General features: G+C 65.3%; 17 protein-coding genes. 3 read left to right on the top strand and 14 right to left on the bottom strand.

Features of this window, described 5'->3' with window-relative positions:
- Nucleotides 1–294: 294 nt before the first annotated feature.
- Both scpA and AB9K35_RS14150 read right to left on the bottom strand, forming a co-directional pair.
- The gene (scpA, locus tag AB9K35_RS14145; protein ID WP_369927029.1) at nt 295–2421 is read right to left on the bottom strand and encodes a methylmalonyl-CoA mutase; all 2127 of its coding nucleotides are present in this window, start codon (nt 2419–2421) and stop codon (nt 295–297) included.
- A complete protein-coding gene (locus AB9K35_RS14150) occupies nt 2387–3319 on the bottom strand; it encodes a hypothetical protein (protein ID WP_369927310.1) in 933 nt (310 codons plus the stop codon). The genes scpA and AB9K35_RS14150 overlap by 35 nt, the downstream gene beginning before the upstream one ends.
- A 177-nt stretch (nt 3320–3496) precedes the next feature.
- Between AB9K35_RS14150 and AB9K35_RS14155 the strand changes: the two genes are divergently transcribed.
- A complete protein-coding gene (locus AB9K35_RS14155) occupies nt 3497–3931 on the top strand; it encodes a DUF4174 domain-containing protein (protein ID WP_222453949.1) in 435 nt (144 codons plus the stop codon).
- A 31-nt stretch (nt 3932–3962) separates the two neighbouring features.
- Here AB9K35_RS14155 and AB9K35_RS14160 read toward each other — a convergent pair whose 3' ends face one another.
- The 8 genes from AB9K35_RS14160 to AB9K35_RS14195 form a co-directional block, all read right to left on the bottom strand.
- Entirely contained in the window at nt 3963–4466 is a 504-nt protein-coding gene (locus AB9K35_RS14160) for a hypothetical protein (RefSeq protein WP_222453950.1), read from the bottom strand.
- 150 nt (nt 4467–4616) lie between these two features.
- Complete coding sequence (locus tag AB9K35_RS14165; protein ID WP_369927031.1) at nt 4617–6662, bottom strand: acetyl-CoA carboxylase biotin carboxylase subunit; 2046 nt, start codon at nt 6660–6662, stop codon at nt 4617–4619.
- A 128-nt stretch (nt 6663–6790) separates the two neighbouring features.
- The gene (locus tag AB9K35_RS14170) at nt 6791–6994 is read right to left on the bottom strand and encodes a hypothetical protein (RefSeq protein WP_222453952.1); all 204 of its coding nucleotides are present in this window, start codon (nt 6992–6994) and stop codon (nt 6791–6793) included.
- A gap of 451 nt (nt 6995–7445) precedes the next feature.
- Nucleotides 7446–7790 carry a hypothetical protein gene (locus tag AB9K35_RS14175; protein WP_369927033.1) on the bottom strand — a complete coding sequence of 115 codons (345 nt, stop codon included), beginning with the start codon at nt 7788–7790 and terminating at the stop codon, nt 7446–7448.
- Nucleotides 7791–7859: 69 nt separating this feature from the next.
- Nucleotides 7860–7994: a hypothetical protein gene (locus AB9K35_RS14180; protein WP_369927035.1), complete on the bottom strand. Its 135-nt coding sequence runs from the start codon at nt 7992–7994 to the stop codon at nt 7860–7862.
- Between the two features lie 214 nt (nt 7995–8208).
- Entirely contained in the window at nt 8209–8589 is a 381-nt protein-coding gene (locus tag AB9K35_RS14185) for a DUF6497 family protein (RefSeq protein ID WP_369927037.1), read from the bottom strand.
- Between the two features lie 119 nt (nt 8590–8708).
- Complete coding sequence (locus tag AB9K35_RS14190; RefSeq protein WP_369927039.1) at nt 8709–9137, bottom strand: hypothetical protein; 429 nt, start codon at nt 9135–9137, stop codon at nt 8709–8711.
- Nucleotides 9138–9217: 80 nt separating this feature from the next.
- Nucleotides 9218–10750: an acyl-CoA carboxylase subunit beta gene (locus tag AB9K35_RS14195; RefSeq protein WP_222453956.1), complete on the bottom strand. Its 1533-nt coding sequence runs from the start codon at nt 10748–10750 to the stop codon at nt 9218–9220.
- 197 nt (nt 10751–10947) lie between these two features.
- Here AB9K35_RS14195 and AB9K35_RS14200 point away from each other — a divergent pair, with 197 nt between their 5' ends.
- Together AB9K35_RS14200 and AB9K35_RS14205 are read left to right on the top strand one after the other, a co-directional pair.
- Nucleotides 10948–12159 carry a multidrug effflux MFS transporter gene (locus AB9K35_RS14200; protein ID WP_369927042.1) on the top strand — a complete coding sequence of 404 codons (1212 nt, stop codon included), beginning with the start codon at nt 10948–10950 and terminating at the stop codon, nt 12157–12159.
- 76 nt (nt 12160–12235) lie between these two features.
- On the top strand, nt 12236–13624 hold the full coding sequence (locus AB9K35_RS14205; RefSeq protein WP_369927044.1) for a short-chain fatty acyl-CoA regulator family protein: 1389 nt from the start codon (nt 12236–12238) through the stop codon (nt 13622–13624).
- A 126-nt stretch (nt 13625–13750) separates the two neighbouring features.
- Here AB9K35_RS14205 and AB9K35_RS14210 read toward each other — a convergent pair whose 3' ends face one another.
- The 4 genes from AB9K35_RS14210 to betC all read right to left on the bottom strand — a co-directional run bounded on the left by AB9K35_RS14210 (nt 13751) and on the right by betC (nt 19192).
- Nucleotides 13751–14014 (bottom strand): hypothetical protein, encoded by a 264-nt coding sequence (locus AB9K35_RS14210; protein ID WP_369927046.1) that lies wholly within the window; start codon nt 14012–14014, stop codon nt 13751–13753.
- Nucleotides 14015–14302: 288 nt separating this feature from the next.
- Nucleotides 14303–15958, bottom strand: a complete 1656-nt coding sequence (betA, locus tag AB9K35_RS14215) for a choline dehydrogenase (RefSeq protein WP_369927048.1) — start codon at nt 15956–15958, stop codon at nt 14303–14305.
- 210 nt (nt 15959–16168) lie between these two features.
- Complete coding sequence (betB, locus tag AB9K35_RS14220; protein ID WP_222453961.1) at nt 16169–17626, bottom strand: betaine-aldehyde dehydrogenase; 1458 nt, start codon at nt 17624–17626, stop codon at nt 16169–16171.
- A gap of 57 nt (nt 17627–17683) precedes the next feature.
- On the bottom strand, nt 17684–19192 hold the full coding sequence (betC, locus tag AB9K35_RS14225) for a choline-sulfatase (protein ID WP_369927051.1): 1509 nt from the start codon (nt 19190–19192) through the stop codon (nt 17684–17686).
- Nucleotides 19193–19221: the final 29 nt, after the last annotated feature.

The raw sequence follows: 19221 nt of genomic DNA on the forward strand, positions 1-19221 counted from the left end.
GGCCGCTGTTTGATGCCGTGGCCTGGCCGGACCGCGTCGGCACATGTCCTTGGGGCCGTCGCCGAGCCTCGGACACCACCGGAATGAATCGTTTGTTGGGAATAACTTGACCAGCTTCGCGACCTGGGCGCCCTGCGCCCGTGCGGGGGCTGGCAGAAGTATTGCTGGGATCTCGGCGCGGCGGCAGGCGCCCCGACAGGGGCGGCTGCCCGGCCCAAGGCCGCCAAGGGATCCGCCCGAGGGGCGGACCCCTGCGGGCGCGGGAGCCCTCCGCCCGCAGGGGTTCAGGTCACGTCAGGCGCGCGCTTCGCGAATCAACTTCAGGATGTCCTGGGCTGCCTCGGGAATGTTGGTGCCGGGGCCGAAGATCGCCTTGACGCCCTTGCTGTAGAGGAACTCGTAATCCTGCTGCGGGATCACCCCGCCGCAGATCACGATGATGTCCTCGGCGCCTGCGGCCTTGAGCGCGTCGACCAGCTGCGGGGCCAGCGTCTTGTGACCCGCCGCCTGGGACGAGATCCCGACCACGTGCACGTCATTGTCGATGGCGTCCTGCGCGGCTTCCTCGGGGGTCTGGAACAGCGGCCCCACATCAACGTCAAAGCCGATGTCGGCAAAGGCGGTGGCAATCACCTTGGCGCCGCGGTCGTGGCCGTCCTGGCCCATCTTGACCACCAGAAGCCGCGGACGGCGGCCTTCCTCGGCCGCGAAATCCTCGATCGACTTCTGGATCGCGGCAAAGCCCTCGTCGCCCTCGTAGGCGGCGCCGTAGACGCCGGCCAGGGTCTTTACCTCGGCGCGGTGGCGGCCGAATTCCTTTTCCATCGCCATGCTGATTTCTCCGACTGACGCACGGGCACGGGCCGCTTCCACCGCGGCCTCCAGCAGGTTGCCGCCTTCCTTGGCGCGGCGGGTGAGTTCCTCCAGGGCCGCCTGGCAGGCAGCCTCGTCGCGGGTTTCACGCAGCTGCTTCAGCCGCGCGATCTGGCTTTCGCGCACCGCGACATTGTCGACATCCAGGATGTCGATCGGGTCTTCCTTGTCCTTGCGGTACTTGTTGACGCCGACGACAACCTCTTCGCCGCGGTCGATCATCGCCTGGCGGCGGGCAGCGCTTTCCTCGATGCGCAGCTTGGGCATGCCGCTTTCGACTGCCTTGGTCATGCCGCCCATTTCCTCGACCTCTTCCATCAGCGCCCAGGCCTTCTCGACCAGCTCGTTGGTGAGGCTTTCGACGTAGTAGGAGCCCGCCAGCGGGTCGACCACGTTGGTGATGCCGGTTTCCTCCTGCAGCACCAGCTGGGTGTTGCGAGCGATGCGGGCCGAGAAATCGGTCGGCAGCGCGATGGCCTCGTCCAGCGCGTTGGTGTGCAGCGACTGGGTGCCGCCGAGCACCGCGCTCAGCGCTTCATAGGCGGTGCGGATGACGTTGTTGTAGGGGTCCTGCTCCTGCAAGGACACGCCCGAGGTCTGGCAGTGGGTGCGCAGCATCTTGGAGCGCTCGTTCTTGGCGCCGAACTCGGTCATCACCCGGTGCCAGAGCGTGCGCGCGGCGCGCAGCTTGGCGATCTCCATGAAGAAGTTCATGCCGATCGCGAAGAAGAAGCTGAGGCGGCCGGCGAACTTGTCCACGTCCATGCCGGCGTCGATTGCCGCGCGCACGTATTCGCGCCCGTCCGCCAGCGTGTAGGCCAGCTCCTGCACCAGGTTCGCGCCGGCCTCCTGCATGTGGTAGCCGGAGATCGAGATCGAGTTGAACTTGGGCATCTCGTTCGAGGTGTATTCGATGATGTCCGAGATGATCCGCATCGAGGGTTTGGGCGGATAGATATAGGTGTTGCGGACCATGAACTCCTTCAGGATGTCGTTCTGGATGGTGCCCGCCAGCAGCGACTTGTCGTGGCCCTGCTCCTCGCCCGCGACGATGAAATTCGCCAGCACCGGGATCACCGCGCCGTTCATCGTCATCGAGACCGAGACCTGATCCAGCGGGATGCCGTCGAACAGCACCTTCATGTCCTCGACGCTGTCGATCGCCACGCCGGCCTTGCCGACATCACCGACCACGCGCGGGTGGTCGCTGTCATAGCCGCGGTGGGTGGCGAGGTCGAAGGCGACCGAGACGCCCTGCTGGCCGGCGGCCAGGTTGCGGCGGTAGAAGGCGTTGCTCTCTTCCGCGGTGGAGAAACCCGCATACTGGCGGATGGTCCAGGGGCGGCCGGCGTACATGGTGGCCTTCACCCCGCGGGTGAAGGGACCAAAGCCCGGCAGCGAACCCATGTGGGGCAGGTCCTTGGTGTCTTCCTCGGTATAGAGCGGCTTGACCTCGATGCCTTCCAGCGTCTGCCAGTTGAGGTCCTCGACCGCCCGTCCGCGCAGCTCTTTCTCAGCCAGAGCCCGCCATTCGTCCTTGTTTGTCATCAGGTCTTCCTCTCGTCAGTCGGGTGCGGGGCGGGTTCAGGCCCGCCGCCAGTTTTTCGGGGTCTTCGACCAGCGTGGCGAGGCCATCCGCCCCCCCTGCCAGCCACATCATGTCGTCGGCGTAGACCTCGCGCAGGGCGGCGGCCTGGGCCTCGTCGAAGGGATGCCAGCGGCCGCTGCCCTGGGGCAGCTGATCCGCGACGCGCTGCGGCAGGCTGGCCCGCAGATCGGCCAGGCACAGCGAGGCATTCAGCCGCACGCGCGCATGGGCGCGCGGGGCGGTCTGGCCGGTGAGCGCCTTCAGCTGGGCCTCGGGGCGGGCGCCGAAGATTTCAAACGGCAGCACATGCAGGCGCACGCCGGGCATGGCGGCGGCGATGTCGGTGATCACGTCGCGCCAGCTGCGCGGCGCGCGCACCAGCCGATCCAGCTGCGCCGGCGTCGGCAGCCGGTGGCCGCGCGCCACCGCATAGGCCAGCGCCGAGGTCCAGTAGCCGTCGAGACTGCGGATGTTCAGCGCCAGATCGCTGACGCCGCCCTCGAAGGCGCGGGCAAAGCGGGCCATGCGTTCTCCGGCACCGCCATAAAGCCCGCCGTGCCGCAGGTTGTCGCGGATGTTGCCGATCATGTTCTCGTCACTGACGATCAGATGCTGCACCCCGGCCGCACGGCTGTATTCCAGTTGGATCTGCAACCGCCCGCGGGCGCGGTCGGCAAGGTTGCGGCCAGTCACCCTTGCCGGGCCCGGCTGGATGCCGTGAAACAGGCCACGCCGGGTCCGGCGCGGCCCCCAGAAGCCGATACCCTCGGCGGTCAGCGCGGGGCTGTTCTGGCGCAGGTATTCCTGGAACGACGTGGTGGCGCAGCGATGGGCGCCGACATGCAGGATCACGTTCATCATGGTGCGGGACCTCTCTGGGAGGGCCGCGGGCCGCAGCCCGGTCACGGGGGGATGAACAATCATGACTGCCAACCCCTGATTATCCCGTTAATGGGAACGTTTTTTGCCCCTGCCATGGAATTGACGGTCGCAATTGCCGCGGTTGCACATATATTCAACCCAACAGGAGAGACCATGAAAGCAATCCTAACCGTTGTTTTGGCAGGATTTCTGCCGCTGACCGCCATGGCTGCCGACAGCAGCACGGATGAGCTGATCCAGCCTGGATACGATGTGCAGCTGTCCGACTTCCAATGGACCCACCGCCCGGTTGTGGTGTTTGCCGACAGCCCCGAGGACCCGCGCTTCCACGAACAGCTGCAACGGCTGATGGACGGTATCGAGGCGCTGCGCGAGCGCGACGTCATCGTGCTGACCGACACGGACCCCGCGGCGAAATCCGCCCTGCGCCAGAAACTGCGTCCGCGCGGCTTCATGTTGGTGCTGGTGGGCAAGGACGGCGGCGTGAAGCTGCGCAAGCCGCACCCCTGGACGGTGCGCGAGCTGTCGCGCAGCATCGACAAATTCCCCGAGCGGCTGCGCGAAGTGGAAGAGCGGCGCGGCGGCTGAGGCCTGCGCGCAGCGGCTGCGCCGGAGCTGCCTAGCCGTTGCCGCGCACGTAGATCAGCGCCATCGCCTGCTTGTCCAGCACCACCATGGCACCGCTGTCCGGCACGAACAGCAGGTTCGACGTCGGGTTGCGGATGGCCTGGTAATAGATTGACTTGACCAGGTCCGACATGCAGCTGACCCCGGCCAGACCGGAGTTCAGCACCCCAAGCCCCTGCGGCAGGTCGCGCGACATGATGTCCTCTGTCACCGCGTTGGGGGACTTGCCCGAGATCGCAAAGACCACCGGCGTCCCGGCTTCCAGCATCTGCATGCCGGTGTTGAGCGAGCGCGCGCGCGCCAGCTGCGAGGTGAGGCGCGGGCTTTCGGAGGTGTGGAACACCGCCGCGGTGCAGCTCATCGAGCTTTCGAAGAAGAAGGTCTCGCCCAGCTCCACCCAGGCGGAGAGCTGGCTGCGCAACGCCTCTTCCTTGTCCAGCGCGCAGGCGGACAGCACCAGAAGCGTCGAGAGCAGGCACAGGGCGGGACGGAACATGCGGCACCTTCAGGGGGTCAAACACCGCAGCTATCGCAGAAATTCCTGAAGATTTCGTGCATGCCGACAAACGCCTGCGGGCAGATACGCCGACCGGGAGGGCGTCTGCCGCCCCCCAGCCCGCGCTGATATCTGCCCGCAGATCCATTGTTATTCGAACTCCATGATCACGTCATCGACCGCCAGGCTGTCACCGGCGCTGGCGTTGATCTTGGAGACCACGCCCTTTCTCTCGGCGCGCAGGATGTTCTCCATCTTCATCGCCTCGACGGTACACAGCGGCTGGCCTTCCTGCACCTCCTGCCCCACTTCGACGTCGACCTTCACGATCAGGCCGGGCATCGGGCAGAGCAGCATCTTGGAGGTGTCGGGCGCCTGTTTCTCGGGCATCAGCTGCGCCAGCTCCGCCTGCCGCGGCGTGCGCACGTGGACCCGGATATCCGCCCCGCGCGAGCGGATGCGGAAGCCCTGGGTGATCTTGCCGGTCTTCAGAACCAAAGTCTCGCCATTGACATCGACGGTGGCCAGCTGGTCGCCCGGCGTCCAGTCGGAGCTGACCCGCAGCGCCTCGCCGTCCTCGAAGCGCACGGTGGCCCCGTCGCGGTCGGCGTCGATCACCACCGGATATGACTGCCCCTGCAGGGAGACCACCCAGTCGGTGCCGACCTTGCGCTCGTGGTTGTCCATCCGGCCGGAGACGCGGGTGCGGCGGATCTCAGCCACCCGGTGCATCGCCGCACAGGAGGCCGCGATCTTGCGCAGGTCCGCCTCGGGCAGCTCGACCCCGGCGAAACCGTCGGGATATTCCTCGGCGATGAAGGCGGTGGTCATGTCGCCGGAGACGAATTTCGGATGGTCCATCACCGCTGCCACGAACGGCAGGTTGTGGCCAATGCCCTCCACCTCGAAACTGTCGAGCGCGATGCGCATCGCCTCGATCGCCGCGTCGCGGGTCGGGCCCCAGGTGCAGAGCTTGGCGATCATCGGGTCGTAATACATCGAGATCTCGCCACCCTCGTAGACGCCGGTGTCGTTGCGCACCGCGGTGTCGCCTGCGGGGGCGTCGCCATGCCAGGTGCCATTTTCGGCCATCGGGCCGGCCGCGACCTCTGCCGGCGGGCGGTAGCGGGTCAGGCGGCCGATCGAGGGCAGGAAGTTGCGGTATGGATCTTCGGCATAAAGCCGGTTTTCGATCGCCCAGCCGGTCAGCTTGACGTCTTCCTGGCGCAGCGGCAGCTCGGCGCCGTCGGCGACGCGGATCATCTGCTCGACCAGGTCGACGCCGGTGATCAGCTCGGTCACCGGGTGCTCCACCTGCAAGCGGGTGTTCATCTCGAGGAAGTAGAAATTCTTGTCGCCATCGACGATGAATTCCACGGTGCCCGCCGAGGAATAGCCCACCGCCTTGGCCAGCGCCACGGCCTGTTCGCCCATCGCGCGGCGGGTTTCTTCGTCGAGGAAGGGCGACGGCGCCTCTTCCACCACTTTCTGGTTGCGGCGCTGGATCGAGCATTCGCGCTCGCCCAGGTAGATGCCATTGCCGTGCTTGTCACACAGCACCTGGATCTCGATGTGGCGCGGCTGGGTCACGAATTTCTCGATGAAGATCCGGTCGTCTCCAAAGGAGTTCGCCGCCTCGTTCTTGGAGGACTGGAAGCCTTCGCGGGCCTCTTCGTCGTTCCAGGCGATGCGCATGCCCTTGCCGCCGCCGCCGGCGGAGGCCTTGATCATCACCGGGTAGCCGATCTCGTTGGAGATCTTCACCGCCTCGTCGGCGTCGGCAATCAGCCCCATGTAGCCGGGCACGGTGGAGACGCCTGCCTCCTGGGCGATCTTCTTGGAGGTGATCTTGTCCCCCATCGCCTCGATCGCGCCTTTCGGGGGGCCGACAAAGGCAACGCCCTCGGCTTCCAGCGCCTCGGCGAACTTGGAGTTTTCCGACAGGAAGCCATAGCCCGGGTGCACCGCCTGGGCGCCGGTCTGGCGGATTGCCTCCATCACCTTGTCGATGACGATATAGGACTGGTTGGCGGGCGGCGGGCCGATGTGGACAGCTTCATCCGCCATCTGCACGTGCAGCGCCTGCTTGTCGGCGTCGGAGTAGATGGCGACGGTCTTGATGCCCATCTTGCGCGCGGTCTTGATGACACGGCAGGCAATCTCGCCCCTGTTGGCGATCAGGATCTTGTCAAACATAGGCTGTCCCTTGTTCCTTGGTAGTGCGGAATGCAAAACGCCGCGCCCGGGGCAGACCCGGACACGGCGATTGCGCGATTTCAAAAGCGGCCCCGGCGGGGCGGCGGATCAGGGCTGCGGCGGCAGCCTCAGCATCTGCGGGGATTCTGCTGGCAATAGACCAGGTTTGCGGCGACGCCGACCGCAGCACCGGTGACCGGGTTGGCATCCAGCAGGACCGCGCCGACCGCGCCTGCGCCGCCGCCATAGATGATCTGCTCGCCGGTGGTGTCGCCACAGGCTGCCAGCAGCCCGCAAAGCGGCAACGCCGCCAGAAGTGTTCTTGCCCGCATGTTTCTTGTCCTTCTGTTGAGGCATTCACTGTCGCGGGGCAATGTGCCCACAAACCACGACCGTGCAAGACAGGCAGGCGGGCGGAAAAAAGATGGGCGGAGGCTTGCCGCAAAACTGGGGGGATACGGCAAGCTTCCGCCAATGCCTGAGAGGGACAAAAGACGGGCAGGCCGCGGATGGGGGCGCGTACCTGCCCGTTCAGGCGAAGGGGCCGGAACAAATGCTCGGCGTGGCGGCGCATCGGCACCGCCGCAGCCAGCATGCCTGCTCCCCTGCCCCATGTAAGCCCCTCTGAGCCGCCCCCGGCGGTTTGGGCAACTTCCCGCTGAAACGGAGAGCCGCTGTGCAAATTCACGCCGAAATTGCGCCCCGACGCCTGCCGGGCAGCGATTGCCGCCCGGTGATGCCGCCGCAGGGACACGGCGGACGCAGCTATGCGGGGCGCCCGCATCATTCGAAGGCTTCCGGGAAAGAAGCCCGCGCAACGGCCTCGTCGATGACGAGAAGGGCTTCGTAGCTGGCGGGATCAAAGGGATCTTCGGCCGGGATCACCTCGCGTCCGAACAGCCAGCTGAGCCGACCGGCATCAAGGTTGCCGCGCTCGAAGGGCTGGTCGCCGAAGTGTTCCCACAGCGCCTGCATGAACATGGAATCGACGCGTTTGTCGACGTTCTTGCGGTCGCGGTAGCGCTCGCGCCGGGTCAGCGGCGTCACTCCCTTGGGATTGGGGCGACGGATCGTGAACTGGAAATCTGTCCCCGGCATGCGGCCGGGGAACCCGCGGTGTTTCAACATCTGGGTGCCTCCGGTCCGGCACCCCACGGGGCGGCGAGGGCCGGCCGCAGGGCCGGACCCCTGTGATTTTTACTTGTACTTGCCGGTGTAGACGGGTTCTTGCGAAACCGGCTCGACCACGACAAACTCTTCTTCCTGCTGAGCGCAGGCGGCGACGGCGGCCAGCAGGCCGGCCAGGGTGATAAGCTTGATGCTCTTGGACATCTCTGTCTCCTGATTGCAAATGTGAAACCAGCGGGGGCCAGGCCACCCGCGTGCCTCAACCTCAAAGTAAAGGCAGCCCGAGGGCCACCGGCATCAAAGATAGCCGGGTTTGCGCCGGAGTCACATCTGAATCGCGCCAATTGGCGACATTGTGGCTGCAATGCCGCAAGAAACCGCCGATCCCTGCCAATGCCCTCAAGATCTTGTGGTCGCATCAAAAAGCCTCCCAGATGCAGGATGCCCCGTCGGGCCGATACACCTCGAAGAACTGCGTGACCGTGGCGTCCTGCAGGCCAAAGGGCAGCGGCCGGTCCGCCAGCGAGATCACCACCCGTGCAGGCCGCACACCTTGGGCCGCCAGATAGGGCAGCGCCAGGTCCGCGCAGAGGTGGTCCATGTCGGGCGCGGCCTGTTCATGGCTGACGCTGCCGCCCTCGCGGGCGATCTGTGGGGCCAGGAAGCGAAAACGCGCCCAGGTCTCGCCCTGGCTGTCATCCAGAAGCACCTCGGCAAGGCTCACCTGCTGGCCGGAGGGCACGGACACTGCCATGGGTTCCACCGCGGCCAGTTCAGTGCTGGCACAACAGGCAAACAATAGCGGGATGAAAGCTTTCAGATAACCGCAACCCCGGCCCCCGTCAGTTCGGGCTCCTCCGGCCAGGGTTGCAGGCGCTGCACGTAAAGCGCGCGCTGTGGGTATCTGGCTGACGCGGATCATGGCGCTGATTCGTCCGTCTTGTCAATTTCCGCTGCAATTTTGTGCGCATTTTTCACGGTTGCGCCGGATTCGAAGCGATTCGTGTCCGGGCGAAACCCGGCGTGGCGCAGCCAGCGCGCGCGGTTGGCCCGGCTGTCCAGCACCTCGGCGATCCGTCCGGCGGCATTGCCGGGCGCCTGCCCGGCCACCTGCCCGCCGGCACGCACCCGCAGCCCCTCACCTGCCGCGGCGATTTCCACCGCGGGGGCAAACCCGCGCAGGGATTGCAGCGCGCGCCACATGTCCTGGCGAATCTGATGCGCCAGGCGTAGCGGGTCGCCGCCCGGCAGCGTGGTCTCGACCACAAGGTCGAACCGCGCAGGCAGACGTCGCGACAGGGTCAGCGCGTCGTCGGTGCGGGTGATATGCCAGGGGCTGCGGGGCAAGGAGGAGACCCTCTCTTCATCTTTCCGAAAAATACTCTCGGGGGTGCGGGGGCAGACAGCCCCCGCTGCAACAGCCGCAATTACAGCGGAATGTTGTCGTGTTTCTTCCACGGGTTCTTCAACTGCTTGCCCCGCAAGGAGGCAAAGGCCCGGGCCACCCGCTTGCGGGTGGAATGCGGCATGATCACCTCGTCGATGAAGCCACGTTCGGCCGCCACGAAGGGGTTGGCAAAGCGGTCCTCGTACTCGGCCGTCTTCTGGGCGATCTTCTCGGGGTCGTTCAGATCGGCGCGATGAATGATCTCGGTCGCCCCCTTGGCCCCCATCACCGCGATCTCGGCGGTCGGCCAGGCATAGTTGAAATCGCCGCGCAGGTGCTTGGACGCCATTACGTCATAGGCGCCACCATAGGCCTTGCGAGTGATCACGGTGACCTTCGGCACGGTGGCCTCGCCATAGGCGAACAGCAGCTTCGCGCCATGCTTGATGACGCCGCCATATTCCTGGCTGGTCCCCGGCAGGAAGCCCGGCACGTCGACGAAGGTCAGAATCGGGATCTCGAAACAGTCGCAGAAGCGCACGAAACGCGCGGCCTTGCGGCTGGAGTCGATGTCGAGACAGCCTGCCAGCACCATCGGCTGGTTGGCCACGACGCCGACCGTCTGCCCTTCGAGGCGGACAAAGCCGGTGATGATGTTCTTGGCGAAATCTTCCTGGATCTCGTAGAAGTCGCCCTCATCCGCGATCTTGGTGATCAGCTCTTTCATGTCGTAGGGCGTGTTCGGGTTCTCCGGCACCAGCGTGTCGAGGCTGTCCTCGATGCGGGCAGGATCGTCGAAGAAGGGCCGCACGGGCGGCTTTTCACGGTTGTTCAGCGGCAGGAAGTCGACCAGGCGGCGGACCTCGGCCAGCGCCTCGACGTCGTTTTCAAAGGCACCGTCGGCGACAGAGGACTTCTTGGTGTGGGTGGAGGCACCGCCCAGCTCCTCGGCGGTGACGACCTCGTTGGTGACGGTTTTCACCACGTCGGGACCGGTCACGAACATGTAGGAGGTGTCCTTCACCATGAAGATGAAGTCGGTCATCGCAGGCGAGTAGACCGCACCACCGGCGCAGGGACCCATGATGACGGAGATCTGCGGCACCACGCCGGAGGCCATGATGTTGCGCTGGAAGATCTCGGCGTAGCCGGCCAGCGCGTCGACGCCTTCCTGGATGCGGGCACCGCCGGAATCATTGATGCCGATCACCGGCGCGCCGTTCTGCACCGCCATATCCATGATCTTGCAGATCTTCTGCGCATGGGTGGCCGAGACCGAACCGCCCAGAACGGTAAAATCCTGAGAGAAGACATAGACCTGGCGGCCGTTGATGGTGCCCCAGCCAGTGACGACACCGTCGCCCGCGGGCTTGTTGTCCTCCATGCCGAAATCGGTGCAGCGGTGGCTGACGAACATGTCGAATTCTTCAAAGCTGCCCTCGTCCAGCAGCAGCTCGATGCGCTCGCGGGCGGTCAGCTTGCCGCGGGCGTGCTGCGCATCGATGCGGCGCTGGCCGCCGCCCAGCCGCGCGTTCTCGCGGCGGTCCTCGAGCTCGGAAAGAATGTCTTTCATGGCATGTCCCCTGTCAGTTTCTGCGCGATCCTAACGCGGGTGCAGCGCCGACCAAAGGGGTTTGTGGCAAATTTGCAAATCGTTTGCATATCGCAACTGAATAACTGCGAACCAGCAAATAACCTGAATTTTCGCACAGGCCCGCCGCGCAGCTTGCGCGATAGACAAAACCGCAGAAGCGGGATACAGGAAATGGTATGTCAGCATACAATTCCAGCGCGGCCAGCCAGCGCACGCCGCCCCGCATTTTCACTCTGATCCTGTTGGCGGGGCTTTCGGCCCTCGGCATGAACATCCACCTGCCCTCGCTGCCCAGCATGACCGAGTATTTCCAGACCGATTACCGGCTGATGCAGCTGTCGGTGGCGCTGTATCTGGCGGGCAACGCGGTGGTGCAGATCCTGGTCGGCCCGATCTCGGACCAGATGGGGCGACGGCCGGTGATCATGGGCAGCATCGTGCTGTTCCTGCTGGCAACGCTGGGCTGCATCTATGCGCCCACGGCCGAGATCTTCCTCATGTTCCGCATTGCCCAGACCGTGGTTGCGGCCACCATGGTGCTGAGCCGCGCGGCGGTGCGCGACATGTTTGACACCGACCAGGCCGCCAGCATGATCGGCTATGTCACCATGGGCATGGCGGTTGTGCCGATGCTGGGTCCGGCGATCGGCGGGTTTCTCGACCAGTGGCTGGGCTGGCAGGCCAATTTCTGGCTGCTGTTCCTGGTCGCCGCTGCCACGCTGGCGATCACCTTCGTGGACTTCGGCGAAACCGCGGGGCGCAGCGGCAAGACGCTGCTGGCGCAGTTCCGCGAATATCCCGAGCTGCTGCGCTCGCCGCGGTTCTGGGGCTACTCGCTGGCCTCTGGCCTCGCCTCAGGGGCGTTCTTTGCCTATCTCGGCGGCGCGCCGTTCGTCGGCACCCAGATCTACGGGCTGAGCGCCGCTGCGCTGGGGGTCTGGTTCGCGGCACCGGCGGTCGGCTATTTTGTCGGCAATTTCATCTCGGGGCGGTTTTCCACCCGCATCGGGGTCAACCGCATGGTGCTGTGGGGCTGCCTGATCAACGGCGGCGGCGTGCTGCTGTCGTTGATGATCGCCCTTGCAGGCGCTGACAGCGTTTACTCCTTCTTCGGGCTGATGTGCTTTGTCGGTCTTGGCAACGGCATGTCGATCCCCAATGCCACCGCCGGCGCGATCTCGGTGCGGCCGCATCTGGCGGGGACCGCCTCGGGCCTCAGTGGCGCCATCATGATCGGCGCCGGCGCGGCCCTCAGCGCCTTTGCCGGCTGGCTGCTGGTGCCCGGCTCCACCGCGGTGCCGCTGCTGACCATCATGTTCGTCACCGCGATGTGCGGCCTGGCCGCGATCCTGCTGGTGGTTGTGCGGGAGCGGCAGATCCGCGCATAGGCCAATCTGCGGACTTGCCACGGCCGACTTTGCAATTATACCATTGCGAGGAAATGGATTTGCAAAGGCTTGCCTCATGGCCACTCAGAAACTTTACGCTGGCGCCAAGCTGCGCGAAATGCGCCAGAGACTGGAGCTGACACAAAAGGATTTCTCAGCAAAATTAGGGGTTTCCCTGCCTTACCTAAACCAGATGGAGAACAACAACCGCCCGGTTTCGACCACGGTGGTTCTGGCGCTGGCGCAGGAATTCGGCATGGATGTGACCGAGCTGAACGCGGGCGACAGCGAGCGCCTGGTCAGCGACATGCGCGAGGCAATGGCCGATCCGGTGTTCGCCGATGATGCGCCGCCGCTGGCCGATCTGCGGCTGACCGCCTCGAACGCGCCGGCGCTGGCGCGGGCCTTTCTGACCCTGCACCGCGCCTACCGGCAGACGCATGAGCGGCTGGCCTCGCTGGATGAGGCGCTGGGGCGCGAGGATGCGCGCATCCAGGCCTCCCCGTGGGAGGAGGTGCGCGATTTCTTCCATTACTGCGACAATTACATCGACGCGGTGGACCACGCGGCGGAGCATTTCGCAGCCACCGGTGACATCCGCGCCGCGGCGCTGGCGGAGCTGGAACGGGCCGGTGTGAGCGTGCGCCAGAGCGAGATCGAAGGCCTGCGCCACTTTGATGCCGAGGCGGGCGTGCTGCATCTGTCGAACCGCTCGGCGCCGCAAACGCAGCTGTTCCAGATGCTGTTGCAGGTGGCGCTGCTGCGGCAAAACACGCTGCTGGAAGCGACGCTGGATTTTGCCAAGTTCCAGAGCGAGGAAGCCCGCGCGATCGCCAAGATCGGACTGGCGAATTATTTCGCCGGCGCGGCGCTGATGCCCTATACCCGGTTCCTCGAAGCCGCCCAATCCTGCCGCCACGACCTGGAGCTGCTGGCGATCCGCTTTGGCGCCTCGATCGAGCAGGTGGCGCACCGGCTGTCGACGTTGCAGCGGCCCGGTGCCAAGGGGGTGCCGTTCTTCTTCGTGCGGGTTGACCAGGCCGGCACCATCACCAAGCGACACTCGGCCACGCGGCTGCAATTCGCCCGTTTCGGCGGCGCCTGCCCCCTGTGGAACGTGCACCGCGCGTTCGAGACCCCGGGGCGCTTCCTGCGGCAGCTGGCCGAGACGCCGGACGGGGTGCGTTATATCTCGCTGGCACGGGATGTTTCCAAGCCCGGCGGCTCCTTCGGAGCGCCGGTGCGCCGCTATGCCATCTCCCTGGGCTGCGAGGTGCGCCACGCGGATGCGCTGGTCTATGCCGACGGGCTGGATGTGAGCCAGGACAGCGCCTATGAGCCGATCGGAATCTCCTGCCGCATCTGCGAGCGCAAGGACTGCCACCAGCGTTCGGTGCCGCCGCTGGAGCGTCGGCTGACCATCAACACCGATCAACGCGGCGTGCTGCCCTATGAGGTGAGCTGACCCCTGCCCGAAAAAAGCGGGCCATCAAGGCCCGCTACAGCACCAAAGGCGCCAGTGAAAACTTGGAAACGGCGGCGGCGTTACCCCTGCACATGACCCCAGTACCGGGCCGCTCGCAGCGCGTGGTCAGCCGCGCAGGCGATCGAAAATCTGGGTGACCAGCGACGGCTTGACGGCGGCATTGGCGGCAACATTGCGCTGCGGCTTCGGCGCGCTGGCCCAGATACGGCTGCGGCTGGCGGCCTCCTGATGCTCGCGCTCGACCTCGGGATGCGAGACTTCCTCAGCGGTGAGGATCGCACGCACCGCGGCCAGGATTTCCGCGTCGGTGGTTTCGACACTCTTGCCCTGGATCTCCTGCACGGCACCGGCTTGATAAGACTGTTCCATCTGAGGTCTCCTTGGCTTGGTCCGCGAATGCTGTGGCATGGCGGCCCATCGCGTCACTTCAATTCAAATTTAACCTATTCGCCGGGAAAGCGGTGGATTTACCTCGAATTTGCCGAAATTACCCGGAAACGTGCCAAAAACCGGAAACAATAGCGCCGCTTGCAGACATTGTTGCCCGACCGGCGGCGACACGGCGAGAATCACCGCCCCTGCCCCTGTACATCCGGCACGAAAAAGGGGCGCCCGAGACGCCCCTTTCTGCCAGTTGCAATCCGGGCCTTCCCGGTTTCAGCGTTGCGCGGTCTGCCAGTTCGGGTGGAACCACGGCTCGGCGTTCGAGGCCGGCAGGCGGCGGCCCAGGATATGATCCGAGGCTTTCTCGCCGGTCATGATGGACGGGCCGTTGAGGTTGCCGTTGGTGATGCGCGGGAAGATCGAACTGTCGGCCACCCGCAGCCCGTCGACGCCGATCACCCGGCATTCGGGATCGACCACGGACATCGGGTCATCCACCGCGCCCATCTTGCAGGTGCCGCAGGGGTGATAGGCGCTCTCGGCGTGCTCGCGGATGAAGGCGTCGATCTCGTCGTCGGTCTGCACGTCGGCACCCGGCTGGATCTCGTGCTTGACGAAGGGTTTCATCGCGTCTTGCGCAAAGACCTCGCGGGTCAGGCGCACGCATTTGCGGAAATCGATCCAGTCCTGCTCGGTGGACATGTAGTTGAACAGGATGTTCGGGGCATCCTTGGGGTCGCTGGAGGCCAGCGTGACATGGCCGCGCGAGGGCGAGCGCATCGGGCCGACGTGAACCTGGAAACCATGGCCCTCGGCGGCGGCCTGGCCATCGTAGCGCACCGCGATGGGCAGGAAGTGGTACTGGATGTCCGGGTAGTCCACGCCCTTGTCGGAGCGGATGAAGGCGGCGCTTTCGAACTGGTTGGAGGCGCCGAGGCCGGTCTTGGTGAACAGCCACTGCGCCCCGACCCAGGCCTTGCCGAAGAGGTTCCAGTATTTGTAGAGCGTGATCGGCTGCTTGGAGGCGAACTGGAAATAGAACTCCAGGTGGTCCTGCAGGTTCTGGCCGACACCGGGGCGGTCGGCAACCACGTCGATCCCGTGTTCCGCCAGATGCGCCGCCGGGCCGATGCCGGAGAGCATCAGCAGCTTGGGCGAGTTCAGCGAGGAGGCCGCGAGGATCACCTCGACATTGGCGCGGATCACCTCGACCTTGCCGCCGCGCTCCACCTCGACGCCCACGGCGCGGCCATCCTCGATCACCACCTTGCGGGCGAAGGCGCGGATCAGGTCGCAGTTGTCCCGCTTCAGCGCGGGTTTCAGATAGGCGTTGGCGGCGGACCAGCGGCGGCCCTTATAGACCGTCATCTCCATCGGGCCGAAGCCCTCCTGCTGCTCGCCGTTGTAGTCCTTGGTCACCGGGTAGCCCGCCTGCGCCCCGGCCTTGACGAAGGCGTCATGCAGCGGGTTATCGCGCGGGCCGCGGGTGACATGCAGCGGGCCGTCCTTGCCGCGCCAGTCCGGGTCGCCGCCATGGCCGTTGCCGTCCCAGGTTTCCATGCGTTTGAAATAGGGCAGCACATCGGCATAGGACCAGCCCGCGGCGCCCGACTCGGCCCAGTGGTTGTAGTCGCCCGCATGGCCGCGCACATAGACCATGCCGTTGATCGAGGAGGAGCCGCCGATCACCTTGCCACGCGGGCAGACCAGCTCACGCCCGCCCAGATGCGGTTCGGGCTGGGATTTGTAGCCCCAGTCATAAAGCGGCATGTTCATCGGGTAGCTGAGCGCGCCCGGCATCTGGATGAACGGCCCGACATCGGTGCCGCCGTGTTCGATCACCAGCACAGATTTTCCGGCCTCGCTGAGCCGGTAAGCCATCGCACAGCCGGCTGACCCGGCACCGACAATCACGTAATCCGCGTTCATTTCTATTCTCCATTGCGGATTCGGGGTGGGTCAAGGATGCCTTCGGCACCGCGCCCTGGCGCGGCTTGTCCTTGAGGCATCCCGAATCTGCCTCATCGTTGTTGTGGTCTGCTGAGGACGCAAAGCGCCCTCAGCGACCTCTCGGCAAACCCTTCCCTCTTGCCCTTTTGGGCAACGGGGCGGGTGGGTGGGCGTTGCCCAAAAGGGCAATCAGAAGGCGGCTTCGACGTCGCCCATGCGGACGTAGACGGATTTCACCTGGCTGAAGTGCTTGATCGCCTCTTTCGAGTTCTCGCGACCGACGCCAGAAGCCTTCACACCGCCAAACGGCGCCTCAACCGGGGCGTCGTTGTAGGAGTTGATGAAGCAGCTGCCCGCCTCCAGCTGGCCGATCACCCGGTGCGCGCGGGTGAAGTCGTTGGTGAACACCCCCGCGGACAGGCCGTATTCGGTGTCATTGGCGCGGGCGATCACCTCTTCCTCGGTGTCGAAGTCGAGAACAGACATGACCGGGCCAAAGATTTCCTCGCGGGCGATGGTCATGTCGTCGGTCACGTCGGCAAAGACGGTGGGTTCAATGTAGAAGCCCGGCATGTCGGCACGCTTGCCGCCGCAGATCAGGCGCGCGCCTTCCGCTTTGCCCTTCTCGATGTAGCCGAGCACGATGTTCATCTGGTTCTCGGACACCATCGGGCCAAAGTTGGTGGCCTCGTCCTGCGGATCGCCCAGCACGGCGTTGCCGGTGCGCTCGGCCAGGCGGGCGAGGAATTTTTCCTTGATGCCTTTCTGGACGAACACGCGGGTGCCGTTCGAACAGACCTGGCCGGAGGAGTAGAAGTTGCCGTTGATGGCCCCGCCGACCGCGTTGTCGATGTCGGCGTCATCGAAGATGATCAGCGGCGACTTGCCGCCCAGCTCCATGGTGACATGCTTCATGCCGGCTGCAGCGGCGGCATAGACCTTCTTGCCGGTCGGCACCGAGCCGGTCAGCGAGACCTTGTCGACGCGCGGGTCGGTGACCAGCGCGCTGCCGACCTCGCCCATGCCCTGCACCACGTTGTAGAGACCCGCAGGCAGCCCGGCCTCATGCAGGATCTCGGCCACTTTCAGGGCGCAGAGCGGCGTGGTCTCGGAGGGTTTGAACACCATCGAGTTGCCGCAGGCCAGCGCCGGGGCGCCTTTCCAACAGGCGATCTGGGTCGGGTAGTTCCAGGCGCCGATGCCCACACACAGGCCCAGTGCCTCGCGCACCGTGTAGACCCAGTCCTCGCCCATCGGAATGTGCTCGCCGGTCAGCGAGCCTGCGAGACCACCGAAGTATTCGAGCGCATCGGCGCCGGAGGTCGCGTCAGCGACGAGGGTTTCCTGCAGCGGTTTGCCGGTGTCATAGGTTTCCAGCACCGACAGCTCGTGGTTGCGTTCGCGCATGATGTCTGCGGCGCGGCGCAGGATGCGGCCGCGTTCGGTGCCGGTCATCTTGGCCCATGCCTTTTGCGCTTCCTTGGCGGTGGACAGCGCCTGCTCAACAATGGCGGGCGTTGCGGCGTAGACGGTGGCGATCTGCTCACCCGTCGCGGCGTAGATCACCGGGATCGGGGTGCCGGCAGTGTCTTCGACATATTCGCCGTTGATGAAGTGGCTGGCCTTGGGCTGTGCGGGATGTGTCATGTTGTGTGTCTCCAGCGGGGGTCTTCAGCAGGGGGAGATGCTGAACGGTTGCTAAGGTTATTCGCCGCGTGGAAAGCGTTTGCTTTCCTCCAGCGTGTTGAGATCCATGTGGTTGCGCATGTAGCGCTCCGAGGCCTTCTGCAGCGGCTGGTAGTCCCAGGGGTAGTAGCCGCCCTGGCGCAGCGCCTCGTAGACGACCCAGCGGCGGGCCTGGCTGGCGCGCACCTCTGCGTCGAAGGTTTCCAGGTTCCAGCGGGCCTCGGACTTGGCGCGCAGGGTTTGCAGGGTCCCGGCATGGGCCGGATCCTCTGCGAGGTTGGTGAGCTCGTGCGGGTCGGCGTCCAGATCGAACAGCTGATCGGGGTCCAGCGCGCAACGGTTGTACTTCCACTTGCCGTAGCGCAGGGAGACCAGCGGCGCGTAGGACGCCTCGGCCGCGTATTCCATGGCGACGGGGTCGCTGCGCTCTGCCCCTTGCGCCAATGGCACGAGGTTGTGGCCATCGGTCCAGGGTTCGATCTCGCTCATGTCGACGCCTGCCAGCGCGCCCAGTGTCGGGGTGACGTCGATGGTCGACACCGGCGTGTCGATGCGCCCGGCGGGCAGATCGGGGGCGGAGATCATCAGCGGCACGCGGGAGGAACCCTCGAAGAAGCTCATCTTGAACCAGAGGCCGCGCTCGCCCAGCATGTCGCCATGGTCGGAGACGAACAGGATGATCGCCTCCTGCCGGGTGGTTTCCAGCACATTCAGGATCTCGCCGATCTTGTCGTCGAGGTAGGAGATATTTGCGAAATAGGCGCGGCGGGCGCGTTTGATATGGTCTTCGGTGATGTCGAAGCTGCGCCAGTCGTTGGCGTCAAAAATGCGCTTGGAATGGTTGTCGTGCTCTTCGTAATCCATCGCCGGGACCTGCGGCAGCAGGTGCTCGCAATCCTCGTAAAGATCCCAGTACTTGCGGCGCGCCACGTAGGGATCATGCGGGTGGGTGAAGCTGACGGTCAGCGCCCACGGGCGGTCGTCCAGCCCGCGCGACAGCTCATAGAGCTTGGCGGTGGCGTTGTAGGCGACCTCGTCATCGTATTCCATCTGGTTGGAGGTTTCCGCCACCCCTGCCCCGGTGACCGAGCCCATGTTGTGATACCACCAGTCGATGCGCTCACCCGGTTTGCGGTAATCCGGCGTCCAGCCGAAGTCGGCCGGGTAGATGTCGGTGGTCAGACGGTCCTCAAACCCGTGCAGCTGGTCGGGGCCGACGAAATGCATTTTGCCGCTGAGGCAGGTGTAATAGCCCGCGCGGCGCAGGTGGTGCGCGTAGGTGGGAATATCGGAACGGAATTCGGCGGCATTGTCGTAGACGCCGGTGCGCGACGGCAGCTGCCCCGACATGAAGGAGGCCCGGCCCGGCGCGCAGAGCGGCGACGCGGTATAGGCATTGGCAAAGCGGGCCGAGCGCGCCGCCAGCTTTTTCAGGTTCGGCGCGTGCAGCCAATCGGCGGGACCGTCGGGGAACAGGGTTCCGTTCAGCTGGTCGACCATCAGGATCAGGATATTCGGAGCACGCATTGCGGACCTCTCAAACCGGGCAGTTTCTG

The organism is Leisingera sp. XS_AS12 (genome assembly GCF_041224635.1).
GTDB lineage: Bacteria > Pseudomonadota > Alphaproteobacteria > Rhodobacterales > Rhodobacteraceae > Leisingera.